This window comes from Stenotrophomonas sp. 115C5 (genome assembly GCF_056861055.1).
In genome coordinates, this window is sequence record NZ_JBSPUQ010000001.1 from 569,726 (window position 1) to 583,715 (window position 13,990).

Genomic DNA, 13,990 nt, shown 5'->3' on the forward strand with positions numbered 1-13,990 from the left:
GCGGTACGGCAGGGCGTGAGGGGGGCCTATTGTAGGGTCGAGCCTGCTCGACTGCTCGAAGAGCGTGCCAACCGAGGTTGGCACCCACCAGAGCGGTAGCGCCGGGCCATGCCCGGCGGCGCCCTCACCGTCCCAGACGCTGGTCCCGAGCCTTCTGGTCGGTCATCGCCTTGTCCAGCTCGACCTGCAGCGCCGGCTGCTGCACGGCGGCATCCAGCACGTACACCTTCACGCCATGCGCAGGCACTTCGGCCTTCAGGGAGGCATCCACCTGCAACGAACCGCCGTCCAGCGCGTCACGCCAGCGGCCAGCCTGGACGTAACGCGCCACGGTGAAGCTCCTGGCCTGGTCGCCCTTGTTCAGCAGCACCAGCGCGGTCTGCGCCACCTCGCCCTGCTGCAGCACGCGGAAGAACACCGCCTCATCACCCTTCAGCCGCTCGTTCACCTGCAGGCCGCGCTGCAGCGCCGGGGTGGCTTCGCGCAGTCGTGCGATACGCTGCAGGGGCGCGAAGATGGGGCTCTTCGGCGCCGCATCCACACGCGGCTGGCCGAAGTAGGCGCGGTTGCCGGCGTGCTCGGCGCGGCCACGCATGAAACCGGTCTCCGAGCCGTAATAGACCACCGGAATGCCGCGCGCGGTGAACAGCCAGTTGTGCGCATCGATGAAACCGCTGTCGCTGGCCTGCAGGCGCGGCATGTCGTGGTTGTCGTAGAAGCTCATCAGCTCGTACGGGTTGGCGTACGGGCCACCGCTCAGGTGCAGCGGCTCGGCCAGCGTTTCAAAGCCCTTGCCGGCGGTGCCGAAGGTCTGCTCCAGTGCGCCGCGCAGCGGGAAATCGAGCACGCTGACATTGGCGTTGGCCGGCCAGGTGTGCTCGGCAATGGTCGCCGCGTTGTAGTCGAAGGCTTCGCCGAACATGAACATGCCCGGGTGCTCGGCGCGGATGCGCTTCACGAAGGCATGCCACCACGGGTGCGGCAGCCAGCCGATGGTGTCGATGCGCAGCGCGTCCACGCCCTGCGCGGTCCATTGCAGGTAGGCACCCACCAGGTAGTCCATTACCGCTGGATTGTCCTGGTTGAAGTCGGACAGCTCGGCCAGATTGCCGTCGAAGATCGAACCGTCCTTGCCGTCGACCGGACCGATGTTGTTGTAGAACGCGTGCAGCGGGTTGTGCTTCGGATCCAGTTTCTGCGGCGGCAGGTTCTGGTGGTCGGCAATCAGCTTTCCGTCCTTGTCGAAGATCTGGCCGAACTGCGGCTGCCGCGTCGGCATGGTCCAGGCCGGCGAGCCGTGGTTGCCCACGATATCCAGTACGACCTTCAAGCCAGCACCGTGCAGGCCCTTGGTCAGTCCGGCAAAGTCCAGGTCCCTGCTGGGCAGGTGCTCATCAAGCTTGTAGAAGTTGATGCCCCAGTACCCGTGGTAGCCGGTCTTGCCGCGGTCGGTCAGCGTGCTGGTGCAGCTGATCGGCTTGCTGCCGGTGAAAGCTTCGTCGGGGTTATCCACGATCGGCGTGATCCACACCGCGCCGAAACCCAGGTTGCGGATGTACTGCGCATTGTCGAGCACGCCACGGAAGTCACCGCCGAGGTAGCCGATATTGCCGTCCACCTTGTCCGGGCACGGCACCGGAATATCGAAGGTGCGGTGCTTGCCACCCTGGTCACGATGGTCGTTGGACGGGTCACCGTTGACGAAGCGGTCGGTGACCACGAAGTACACCGCATCGCTGGCGAACGGCTCGGTGGTGCCCACATAGTCCGGGCGCGGCGCGGCCGCCGCGTGGCCGGCCAGCACCAGGGAAACAGCAACAGACAGCGCACCACGCATCACACCACCTCCGGACGGGACGGAACCCACAACACGCACAGGCCGGCGATGAACAGGCTGCAGCCGCCCAGCACCAGTACATGCATCGGCTGGCCACCCAGCAACGTACGCAGGGCGAAGCCGAGCGCGCTGGCCGCGACCAGCTGCGGGATCACGATGAAGAAATTGAAGATGCCCATGTACACACCCATCTTCGACGCCGGCACGCTGTCGGACAGCAGTGCATAAGGCAGCGAAAGAATGGACGCCCAGGCGAAGCCGACGCCGACCATCGACAGCAGCAGCCAGTGCGGGTCGCGGATGAACATCAGCGAGACCAGCCCGGCACCGCCCAGCCACAGGTTGAGCAGGTGGCTCCAGCGCAGGCCGATCGCACGCACCATGAGTGGAATCAGCACCGCCGCCAACGCGGCGAAACCGTTATAGGCGCCAAACAGTACGCCCACCCAGTTGGCGCCTTCGTTGTAGGCCGCCGTCTTCGGGTCGTCCGAACCGAAGTGGACACCGGCCACCGCCGCAGTGGTGTAGATCCACATTGCGAACAGCGCGAACCACGAGAAGAACTGCACCCAGGCCAGCCGCCGCATGGTCACCGGCATCGCGCGCAGGTCGCCGACGATGGCGGCCAGCATATGCGTGCCAGGCAGCGCGCGGGCCACGGCCAGCAGCAGGCCGTAGCCTGCACACAGCCCCGCCAGCACGTACAGCATCCTGTCGCCCTGTCGCCACGCGATCAGCACCGCCAGCAGCACGCCCAGGCCCAGCCATACGGCCACCTGCGCCCAGGGCGCCGGACCGCTGATCGTCGCCGCTGCGTGATGTGCCGGCGGCTCGGCATCATCGAACCCGGCCAGCTCCGCCGGTGAATATTCGCGGGTGCTGACCACCGTCCAGGTGATCGCCGCCAGCAGCACCACCGCGCCGAAGTAGAACGCATAGCGCACGGTGTCCGGCACCTCACCTGCAGCGGCCGTGTTGGCGACGCCGAAGTGGGCGAGGATGAACGGCAGGAAGCTGGCGACGATCGCGCCCACGCCGATGAAGAAGCTCTGCATCGCATAGCCGGTGGGCCGCTGACGCGGTGCCAGCTGGTCGCCAACGAAGGCTCGGAACGGTTCCATCGACACGTTTATCGAAGCGTCGAGCACCCACAGCGTGCCGGCGGCGATCCACAGCGTCGGCGAGTTCGGCATCACCAGCAGGGCAAGCGTGGTCAGCACCGCACCGATCATGAAGAACGGACGGCGGCGGCCCCAGCGGGTCCAAGTGCGGTCGGACAGGTAACCAATCACCGGCTGCACCAGCAGGCCGGTCAGCGGCGCGGCGATCCACAATCCTGGTACCGCGTCGATGTCCGCGCCCAGCGTCTCGAAGATGCGGCTGGCGTTGGCGTTCTGCAGGGCGAATCCGAACTGGATACCGAGGAAGCCGAAACACATGTTCCAGATCTGCCAGAACGACAGTTGTGGCTTGGCGGGACGATTCATCGTGCGTCCTCTTCCGCCGCCACCTGCGTCACCTTCAACGCTTGCACCTGCGCCTGGTTGAGCACGCCGTCGCGCCCGCCCTTTCCGCCGGTGTAGTGCGCGAAATGCTGCAGCGCGCTCATGTTGAAGCCTTCTTCAAGCGCGACCGTGCACGGCCCCTTGGGCACAGCGAACGTTGCCGAGGTCGAGTCCTGCACGGCCACGCTGTGCGGCATCGCAACCGTATGCCGCTGCAATGGCTGGCCCGGGCACTGCAGTGCCAGCTGCTTGACCGCAGCCGTGACGCCGGTGTTGATCGGCCCGTTCGGGTTGCGGTACTGCAGGCGCAGGCGCACCTGCCCGGCCTTGGCCGAGGTGAGCTGCCAGCGATCCTCGCCCTTCAGCACCTGCTGCGGACCGACGCAGAGCATCGGGCTGTGCAGCGATTCCAACGTGCCTTCGCGCCGGGTCAGGCTGAGGCAATGCTGCAGGCCATCGTCGCTGATGCGCGCCACGCCGTTGCTGTCGGTGACCGCCTTGCCGTCCTTCCACAGCACCTGATCGGCTGCCACCGCAACGTTCCAACCCGCGCCCTTGCGCAGGGCCTGCGGTGCCACCGGCGTGGCCGGCGCACGCGCGTTGGCATCCGCAGTCGTGGCAGCGAAACCGGTTGCTGCCGGGGCGGCGACCAGCTGCACCGTCGTGGTGCTGCCACGCGTGGTGGTTCTGCCGGCCACCAGCAGGCCATCGCCCACGTTCTGCGGGCGCTCCAGCACATAGCGCTTGCCGTTGGCTTCCAACGTGATGCGGGGATGCGTGCCGAACAGTTCTGGCACCAGCACTGCCGGCAGCTTGGGCTGCACGCGGCCATCGTCCTGCACGCCGAATACACCTTCGACCACCATCGACAGGTACCCCGCCACCGACCACAGCTGCCGTTCGGAATTGACCACCGGTCCGCTCAGTGCGCCTTCCTCGACATGCACTGCCTGGCTGACCAGCTCGTAGTTCTCCATGTTGGAACCGGCCAGCGCGGCGCCCTGCATCAACGAGCGGATTTCGGCGGCAATGCGCGGTGCATCATCCAGCTGCCGCGCTGCACGCAGCGAGTAGGCACTGACGAACGGCCAGATCGCGCGGTTGTGGTAGATCGGCTGCTGTGCTTCCTGCGGCCAGACCACCGGACTGCCGGCCGGCCCGATCGGGTACGCCGCCAGCGCACGGCGCGCACGCTCGGGCGGCAGCACGTCGGCCAGGATGCCCAGTGACAGGCCGAGCAGATCCACCTTGGCATACGGCACCGGATGCGCGGCTTCACCGATGTAGCTCATGTACTGGCCGATGTCCTCGCGCCAGAAGCGCGCATCGATCTGCTGCGCCAGCGCGTCGGCCCAGGCCTTGTAGTTGGCCGCACGGGCGTCACCACGCTGGGCCGCCAGCCGCTCGGCCAGGCGCAGCGCCTGGTAGTGCAGCACGTTGGTGGACAGCGCGTAGGAATCACCGATGAAGCGCACATCCTCACGGGTCCAGTCCGGATAGGTCTGCTCGCGCCAGTCCAGGAACGAGGTCTCGCCGCGGTACAGGCCCATCTGCCCGTCGAACACCATCGCGCGGTCCTGCGCCAGCGTGCCCTGCAGTGCCTGCCAGACCTGCTCGGAAAACGCGCGATCCTCCAGCAGGTGGCGTGCCGCCAGGAACCACACCACGCGGTCGCTGCTGATCGGCCAGCTGCCGCCGGAACCGGTGTCCTGCGCCACGAACAGGCCGGGCGTGTGCCCGTCGCGCGCCGCCGACAGCTTGAACTGCAGCGACTGCCGGGTGCGCTGCGGATCCAGCCGCGCCAGAGCCAGATCGGCGGCGAAGCTGACATCGCGGGTCCACACATAGGGCCAGCGCGCGCCGGTCTGGAAGCATTCGCACGGCACCGGCCGGCCTTCATCGAACGACGGATCGCGGATCGCGTCCACGCGGTCCTGGTCCATCTCCTGCTGGGCCAGCGCGAACAACGCATCGAACATCACGCTGCCGCTCTGGCTGCGCATCGGCATGGGCGCGATACGCACCTCACCTTTCGGCGCATGCAGCACGAAGCTGCCGTTGGCAGCGGCTTCGGCACGCGCATGGCGGCCGTCGAATTGCAGGTCGGCCGCCTGCGCGGTCGATCCCAGCGCTGCCCCCAGGGCAGCGGTCAGGCAAATGATCTTCAGCATCGAAGCGGCGGACCGGCTTGCGCCCGTCGGCCTCCCTCCCTCTCTGCACGCGTTGTAGGTCCGCACCGTCGTTGCCGGCGGGCGGGCGCGGCCCCTCCCTCAAGGTGCCTTGGCCCCATGGTAGACGCGGGGCTGTCGGCTGCGTCCAGCTGCATACGTATTCATGGCGCCACGCGGTAGCGCGCCTGCTGCGCTGGCTTATGGTCCGGGTCTGCCAACGGCGCCTTGGGAGGGGAAATGCCGATGCCACACACGGTTGTACGCGCGCTGTTCGCGCACCTGTTCGGCCTGGCCCTGTTGGGAGTGGCCACGCTGGCACAGGCCGCGCCACAGGTCGCCAGCGTCGAATCACCGGGCAAAGTGCTCAAGGTCAGCCTCGTGCTGGACGGCGGCACCGCCCGCTACCGAGTCGAGCGTTTCGGCGAGCCTGTGGTGGAGGATTCGAAGCTCGGCTTCGCCCTGCGCGATGGCCGCCTGGACCGCGATTTCGCCCTGCTCGGCCAACAGCGGCGCAGCGTCGACGACAGTTGGGAGCAGCCGTGGGGCGAGCGCCGGCTCACCCGCAACCACTTCAACGAGCTGACCGTGCAGCTGGCCGAAACCACCGGCAGCAAGCGCCGGCTGGATGTGGTGTTCCGCATCTACGACGACGGCCTGGGCTTCCGCTATGTGTTCCCTGAGCAACCGAACCTGCGCGAGGCGATCATCGATGACGAGCTGACCGAGTTCGCCATCGCGCCCGAATCGACCGCCTGGTGGATTCCGGCCGGCGAACCGATCCACTACGAATACCTGTACCAGCGCACCCCGCTGCGCGAGGTACCGCTGGTGCATACGCCGATGACCCTGCGCAGCCGCGATGGCCTGCACGTGGCGATCCACGAGGCCGCGCTGGTGGACTACGCCGGCATGTGGCTGCGCCGCACCGAGGGCCAACGCCTGCGCGCGCAGCTGTCACCCTCCGCCGAAGGCTGGAAGGTGCGCCGTGCCCTGCCCTTCGTCACGCCCTGGCGCACGCTGCAGATTGCCGACCGCGCCGGTGGCCTGGTCGAATCGGACCTGATCCTCAACCTCAACGAACCCAATGCGCTGGGCGATGTGAGCTGGGTGAAGCCAGCCAAGTACCTGGGCGTGTGGTGGTCGATGCACCTGGACAATGAGAGCTGGGCCACCGGGCCGAAGCATGCGGCCACCACCGCCAAGACGAAGAAGGTGATCGACTTCGCCGCTGCGCACGGCTTCCGTGGCGTGCTGGTGGAAGGCTGGAATCCCGGCTGGGACGGCATGTGGGTGGGCAATGGCTACGACTTCGACTTCACCCGCGCCACGCCCGATTTCAACATTGAAGCGCTTTCGGCATATGGACTGAAGAAGGGCGTGCACCTGATCGGCCACCATGAAACCGGCTGTGCCATCGAGCACTACGAGGATCAGCTGGGCGCTGCGCTGGACCTGTACGCACGGCTGGGCGTGGACCAGTTCAAGACCGGCTACGTCTGCGACGATGGCCAGGTCGACCGCCGCAATCCGGCCGGCGGCCCGCTGTGGCGTGAGTGGCATGACGGGCAGTTCATGGCCCGCCACCATCTGAAGGTGGTGCAGGAAGCGGCGCGCCGCCATCTGTCGGTGAACCCGCATGAGCCGATCAAGGACACCGGCCTGCGCCGCACCTATCCCAACTGGATCTCGCGCGAAGGCGCACGCGGCATGGAGTACAACGCCTGGGGCCAACCGCCGAACCCGCCGGAGCATGAGGTCAATCTGGTGTTCACCCGCATGCTGGCCGGGCCGATGGATTACACCCCTGGCATCCTCAGCCTGAAGGGCCGCCACGGCCAGGCCATTCCCAGCACGCTGGCCCGCCAGCTGGCGCTGTACGTGGTGCTGTACAGCCCGATCCAGATGGCCGCCGACCTGCCCGAGCACTACCTGCAGCATCGCGAGGCGTTCCGCTTCATCGAAGACGTGGCGGTGGACTGGGAGCAGAGCCGCGTGCTCGATGGCGAGGTGGGCGACTACGTGACGATCGTACGCCGCGACCGCAACAGCCGTGACTGGTTCCTCGGCAGCATCACCGATGAGCACGGCCGCATGCTGCCGGTATCGCTGGGCTTCCTGGAGCCGGGCGTGCGCTATCGCGCCGAGATCTACCGCGATGGTGACGGCGCTGATTTCCGCAGCAACCCGTTCGCGTTCGCACGAGAAACCCGGGAGGTGACCAGCGCCGATGCCCTGACGCTGGTGCTGGCACCGGGCGGTGGACAGGCCATTCGCTTCACGCCTATCCGTTGAACGTCTTCCTCCCTGCGCGCCGCTGTAGCGCCCGAACCCTCGCTCGGGCAGCGGTGCGCAGCGCCGGAACGCAGCCGAGCATGGGCTCGGCTCTACAGAACGATGCACCTGAAAGCGATTACACCCCTGCAAACGCCATTGAATACGTATGCAGGGTGATTCCCGCGAAGAACGCGCTGCCTACCATAGCGGCGACGACAGCGGCCACCGCGTCGCACGTCCACGGTCACTCCGGGACGTTCACGAATCGATCTGCAACATTGCCTGGGAGGGGAAAATGTTGAACCACAAGCGCAGCGCGCTGAGCATCGCGCTGGCCGTTGTCCTGGCGCCGACGCTGGCGTCGGCACAGTCCACGCAGAGCACCACCACGCCGGCCGCCACCGCCGCCACCAACCTGGATACGGTGCAGGTCACCGGCATCCGCCGCGGCATCGAAAACGCGATCGCAATCAAGCAGGACGCCACCTCGGTGGTCGAGGCGATTTCCGCCGAAGACATCGGCAAGCTGCCCGACGTCAGCATCGCCGAGTCCATTTCGCGCCTGCCCGGCCTGGCCGCCCAGCGCGTTGCCGGCCGTGCGCAGGTGATCAGCGTGCGCGGCCTGTCACCCGACTTCGCCACCACCCTGCTCAATGGCCGTGAAGTGGTCAGCACCGGCGACAACCGCGGTGTCGAGTTCGACCAGTACCCGTCCGAGTTGGTCAACGGCGTGACCGTCTACAAGACCCCGGACGCGGCCCTGGTCGGCCAGGGCCTGTCGGGCACCATCGACATGCAGACCGCACGCCCGCTCAGCTTCGGCGAGCGCGTGATCGCGGTCAGCGGCCGCTACCAGAAGAGCTCCCTGGGCCGCGCCGCCAACATCGATCCGTACGGCAATCGTTTCAGTGCCAGCTACATCGACCAGTTCTTCGACAACACCCTGGGCATCGCCATCGGTTACGCGCACAGCGACATGCCGATCCAGGAGAACCAGGTCGGCCTGTACGAGCCGTGGACCACCGAACACACCGACAAAGGCGAGCGTCGCGGAATCGCGCCAGGCACCTACTTCACCGACGGCATCAAGGCACTGCGCCGTACCGGCAACAACAAGCGCGACGGCGTGATGGCGACGATCCAGTTCCGCCCGAGCAACAGCTGGACCAGCACCTTCGACGCGTTCCACACCGAAGCCGAGCAGATCGACACCGCCAACCAGTTCGAGCTGAGCCTCAGTGGCAATGGCGAGGACAGCAACAATCCCAACGCGATCCTGCCGGTGTTCAGCAATGTCGGCCGCAATGCCGATGGCAGCTTCACCGGTGGCACGATCAGCAATGCGTACCCGCTGGTCCGCGGCATGTACAACAAGCGCAAGGACAAGATCGACGCGTTCGGCTGGAACAACGAGTTCAACGTCGGCGGCGTGAAGCTGGTCGCCGACCTGAACTACTCGAAGGCGACCCGCCGCGAGATCAATCTGGAAAACAACCTGCAGCTGGTGCCGCGCCCGCAGTTCGACACGATCGGCCTGGTGGTGAACAACAACAGCTTCTCGCAGATCACGCCGGGGCGTGACTATTCCAATCCGGACAGCCTGTTCCTGACCAACACGATCTATGGTTCCGGCTACGGCAAGGTGCCGGAGGTCGAAGACCGCTTGAAAGGCGCCAAGCTGGCGGCGACGCTGCCGGTTCCCGAGGCCATGTCCAGCTGGTTCTCGGATGTGGACGTGGGCGTGAACTATGCCGACCGCCGTAAGCAGAAGGCCCAGGCCGAAGGCAACATCCTGCTCGGTGCTCAGGGTGAATCCACCATCGCCCCGGACCTGCAGTACCGCCCGGTCAACCTCGGTTTCGCCGGCATCGGCTACATCCCGTCGTGGAACGTGCCGGCAGCGGTGGGTCGCTACATGACCTTCAACCCGGTCGACAACCTGGACTACCTGATTCCCAAGTCGTGGACGGTCGAGGAGAAGATCACCACCGCGTGGGCACGCCTGAACATCAACACCGACATCGGCGTGGTCGGCGTGCGCGGCAACATCGGCGTGCAGATGCAGCACACCGACCAGAGCTCGGATTCGCGCTACTGGGACAGCTCGCAGCCGGCGGGCAGCAACATCCAGCCCTTCTCTGCCGGCAAGACCTACAAGGATTGGTTGCCGAGCTTGAACCTGGTGTTCATGTTCCCGCACCAGCAGACGCTGCGCTTCGCCGCCGCCAAGCAGGTGGCGCGCCCGCGCGTGGACCAGATGCGTGCCGGCCTGGAATTCGGTGTGGATACCAACAACGGCCGCCCCGGTGGCAGCGGCGGTAATCCGCTGCTGGATCCGTGGCGCGCAACCGCGCTGGACCTGTCCTATGAGAAGTACTTCGGCGAGAAGGCCTACGTGGCTGCGGCGATCTTCTACAAGGACCTGAAGAGCTACGTCTACACGCAGTCGGTGGACAACTATGACTTCAGCGGCCTGCTGGGCAATTACGTGCCGCCGCCGGGCATGACCGCACCGGTGCTGACCACCGGTACCTTCTCCACGCCGCAGAACGGCAAGGGCGGCACGTTGAAGGGGCTGGAGCTGACCGGGTCGTTCCCGCTGGAGATGCTGACCGACAGCCTGCGCGGCTTCGGCGTGCAGGCCAGCGCGACCTTCAACAAGAGCGACATCACCATCCTGGATCCGGAAAGCGCCTCCAGCGTGGGCAGTGACCCGATCAGCCTGCCGGGCCTGTCCAAGCGCGTGTACAACTTCACCGCCTACTACGAGCGCAGTGGCTTTGAAGCACGCGTGAGCCAGCGCCGCCGCTCGGACTTCATTGGTGAAATCGGCAACTTCAACGGCAACCGCACGCTGCGTTACGTGGTGGGCGAGAATGTGACCGATGCACAGGTCAGCTACACCTTCAGCGACAGCAGCAGCCTGCGCGGGCTGACCCTGCTGCTGCAGGGCAGCAACCTGACCAACGAGCCGTACCGCACCTATGCCGGCAGCAAGGACCGCCCGCTGGAGTACATCGAATGGGGCCGCACCTACATGCTGGGCGTGAACTACAAGTTCTGATCACCACCGGGTAGTGCCGGCCGCTGGCCGGCAACCCATGGAATGCCCGCTGCGCAGGCAGCGGGTTTTCTTTTGCGCGAGTGCCGGCCGTTGGTCGGCAAGGCCCATCCACGCATGGCGTGGATCTACCCAGCGACACCCCAACCAGTAGATCCACGCCATGCGTGGATGCCCTTCTCCGAAATCCCACCCACAAAAAAGGGACGGGGCGCTTCGGCCCCGTCCCCGCAAGTACCGCCACCGGAGAAAACGGTCAGCTGCGTCGGGCGCAATACACCGCGCGCGGCGGCAGCTGGAGTTCATTGCCCTGCACCGTGCCCGCATCCGGGCCCGGTACCTCCACCTGCTGCCAGTTGCCCGGCGGCAGCGGATGGCTCACCGCCTCGGCCGACAGGTTGAAGGCCAGCAGGAGGGTTTCATCTGCAAGCATACGCTCGAACAGCAGCACTGGCTCGGCGCTTTCGATGAACCGGATGCTGCCATGCAGGAGCGCCGGCTGGCTATGCCGCCAGGCCAGGAACCCCCGGAATGCGGCCAGGACCGAGCCCGGGTCGCGCTCCTGCACCGCCACGGCCGCGGCGCGGTGCTCGGCCGGGATCGGCAGCCACGGCTGGCCCGTGGTGAAACCGGCCAGCGGCGCATCAGTCCACGGCAACGGGGTGCGGCAGCCGTCGCGGCCCTTGAAGTTCGGCCAGAAGGTGATGCCATAGGGGTCCTGCAGCGCCTCGAACGGCACCTCGGCCTCAGCCAGGCCCAGCTCCTCGCCCTGGTACAGGCAGACCGAGCCGCGCAGCGAGCACAGCATCGCCACCAGCATCCGTGCCAGGCGCGGGTCAGCCGGGTGGCCGCCCCAGCGGCTGACCGCCCGCTCCACGTCGTGATTCGACACCGCCCAGCACGGCCAGCCTTCCGTCATCGCCGCTTCCAGCCGCGAGACCGTGTCGCGGATATAGGCCGCGCTGTAGTCGTCCACCAGCAGCTCGAAGCTGTAGCCCATGTGCAGGCGGCCATCGCGGGTGTACTCGGCCGTGGTGGCCAGCGAGTCCTCCGAGGAGATCTCGCCCAGGCTGACCGCCCCCGGATACTCGTCCAGCAGCGCGCGCAGGCGCTCCAGGAACGGCAGGTTCTCAGGCTGGGTGTTGTTGTAGTAGTGGTACTGGTAGGCGTACGGATTGTCCGGGCTGAAGCCGCGGCCGAAGCGCTTCTCCGCCGGTTTGGCCGGGTTGTCGCGCAGCTGCGCGTCATGGAAGCAGAAGTTGATCGCATCCAGGCGGAAGCCATCCACGCCGCGGTCCAGCCAGAAGCGCACGTTGTCCAGGGTCGCCTGCTGCACGTCCGGGTGGTGGAAGTTCAGGTCCGGCTGGTCGACCAGGAAGTTGTGCAGGTAGTACTGCTCACGGCGCGGCTCCCACTGCCAGGCACCGCCGCCGAACAGCGACAGCCAGTTGTTGGGCGGGGTGCCGTCCTCGCGCGGGTCGGCCCAGACGTACCAGTCCGCCTTCGGGTTGCTGCGGTCCTGGCGGCTCTCACGAAACCACGCATGTTCGATCGACGTGTGGCTCAGCACCTGGTCGATCATCACTTTCAGGCCCAGGCCGTGGGCCTTGGCCAGCAGCCGGTCGAAGTCATCCAGGTTGCCGAACAGCGGGTCGACGTCGCGGTAGTCGGCGATGTCGTAGCCGAAGTCGGCCATGGGGGACTTGAAGAACGGCGAGATCCAGATTGCGTCCACGCCCAGCGCGGCGATGTGGTCCAGGCGCTGGATGATGCCCGGCAGGTCGCCCACCCCGTCGCCGTTGGCATCGAGGTAGCTGCGCGGATAGATCTGGTAGATGACGGCTCCGCGCCACCATGGATAGTGCGACATCGACAGCCCCCCTCCGGGCATGCAGCGCCCGCCGGAAGCGGGCCGAAATCCTGTTCCGGCAAGCTTAGCGGTGGCCTCCCGGGCATGGCGCAACCTGCATACGTATTCACGCAGGCGGCAGCCGTGGCCGGGCCGCGGACGCCGGCCCGCCCGGTTTGCGCCCGAATTCACGGCCAGCGCCTATAATCAGTGGTGAGCCTGAAAGCCTGATCGCATGACCATCACCGAAGACACCCGTCCCGCCCTGGGCCTGCCCCAGATCCAGTCGCTTGCTGCGGCCGACATGGCCGCCGTCGACGCCCTGATCCGGCGCCGGCTGTCCTCGGACGTCGTGCTGATCAACCAGATCGCCGATCACATCATTTCCGCCGGCGGCAAGCGCCTGCGCCCGATGCTGGTCATGCTGGCCGGCCGCGCGGTCGGCAACGTCGGCGCGGACCACCACCAGCTGGCGGCGATCATCGAATTCATCCATACCTCCACCCTGCTGCACGACGACGTGGTGGACGAATCCAGCCTGCGGCGTGGCCGCAGCACCGCCAACGCGCTGTGGGGCAACGCGCCGAGCGTGCTGGTCGGCGACTTCCTGTACTCGCGCAGCTTCCAGCTGATGGTCGAGCTGGAGCGCATGTCGGTGATGCAGATCCTGGCCGATGCCACCAACCGCATCGCCGAGGGTGAGGTGCTGCAGCTGCTGCACGTGCACAACCCCGATACCGATGAAGCCGCGTACCTGCGCGTGATCGAGCGCAAGACCGCGGTGCTGTTCGCCGCCGGCACCCGCCTGGGCGCGCTGGCCAGCGGTGTGGACGAAACCACCCAGCAGGCCCTGTTCGACTACGGCATGCACCTGGGCTACGCATTCCAGATCGCCGATGACGTGCTGGACTACTCGGCCAACGCCGACGAGCTGGGCAAGAACCTGGGCGATGATCTGGCCGAAGGCAAGGCGACGCTGCCGCTGATCCACGCGATGGCGCACTCCGACGACGCCACCCGTGAGCGCCTGCGCACCATCGTGCAGGACGGTGATGCCTCGGCGATGCCGGAAGTGCTGGCTGCGATCCGTGCTACCGGCGGCCTGGAGTACAGCCGCGCGCGTGCCGAGGAATATGCCGAAGCCGCCGAGCGCGCGCTCGATGGCCTGGGCGACAACGACGCGGTCGCCGCCCTGCGCGGCCTGGCCCGCTACGCGGTGCAGCGCTCGCATTGATCGGTTGAGGTGTGCCGACCAACGGTCGGCACCTACCGTGGCTGTGGGTGGATGCCGAC

Annotated in this window: 7 protein-coding genes; 3 read left to right on the forward strand and 4 right to left on the reverse strand. The window is 66.8% G+C overall.

Translation table 11 applies throughout. The annotated features are described in order from the left end of the window. Nucleotides 1-124: 124 nt before the first annotated feature. From AC13FN_RS02650 to AC13FN_RS02660, 3 genes are read right to left on the reverse strand one after another with little or no spacing between them, the layout of a single operon-like run. The gene (locus AC13FN_RS02650) at nucleotides 125-1,837 is read right to left on the reverse strand and encodes an alpha-amylase family glycosyl hydrolase (protein WP_049434523.1); all 1,713 of its coding nucleotides are present in this window, start codon (nucleotides 1,835-1,837) and stop codon (nucleotides 125-127) included. Then, nucleotides 1,837-3,324 carry an MFS transporter gene (locus AC13FN_RS02655; protein ID WP_197644108.1) on the reverse strand — a complete coding sequence of 496 codons (1,488 nt, stop codon included), beginning with the start codon at nucleotides 3,322-3,324 and terminating at the stop codon, nucleotides 1,837-1,839. The genes AC13FN_RS02650 and AC13FN_RS02655 overlap by 1 nt, the downstream gene beginning before the upstream one ends. After that, the gene (locus AC13FN_RS02660; RefSeq protein WP_482985196.1) at nucleotides 3,321-5,513 is read right to left on the reverse strand and encodes a glucosidase family protein; all 2,193 of its coding nucleotides are present in this window, start codon (nucleotides 5,511-5,513) and stop codon (nucleotides 3,321-3,323) included. The genes AC13FN_RS02655 and AC13FN_RS02660 overlap by 4 nt, the downstream gene beginning before the upstream one ends. A 237-nt stretch (nucleotides 5,514-5,750) precedes the next feature. Between AC13FN_RS02660 and AC13FN_RS02665 the strand changes: the two genes are divergently transcribed. Both AC13FN_RS02665 and AC13FN_RS02670 read left to right on the forward strand, forming a co-directional pair. Beyond that, entirely contained in the window at nucleotides 5,751-7,805 is a 2,055-nt protein-coding gene (locus AC13FN_RS02665; RefSeq protein WP_482985195.1) for a glycoside hydrolase family 97 protein, read from the forward strand. A gap of 277 nt (nucleotides 7,806-8,082) precedes the next feature. Further along, nucleotides 8,083-10,851: a TonB-dependent receptor gene (locus AC13FN_RS02670; RefSeq protein WP_049413531.1), complete on the forward strand. Its 2,769-nt coding sequence runs from the start codon at nucleotides 8,083-8,085 to the stop codon at nucleotides 10,849-10,851. Nucleotides 10,852-11,104: 253 nt separating this feature from the next. Here AC13FN_RS02670 and AC13FN_RS02675 read toward each other — a convergent pair whose 3' ends face one another. Continuing rightward, nucleotides 11,105-12,718, reverse strand: a complete 1,614-nt coding sequence (locus AC13FN_RS02675; protein WP_482985194.1) for an alpha-glucosidase family protein — start codon at nucleotides 12,716-12,718, stop codon at nucleotides 11,105-11,107. Between the two features lie 214 nt (nucleotides 12,719-12,932). Between AC13FN_RS02675 and AC13FN_RS02680 the strand changes: the two genes are divergently transcribed. After that, nucleotides 12,933-13,931, forward strand: coding sequence for a polyprenyl synthetase family protein (locus AC13FN_RS02680; RefSeq protein ID WP_054171191.1), 999 nt, complete (start codon nucleotides 12,933-12,935; stop codon nucleotides 13,929-13,931). The last annotated feature ends 59 nt before the right edge of the window (nucleotides 13,932-13,990 follow it).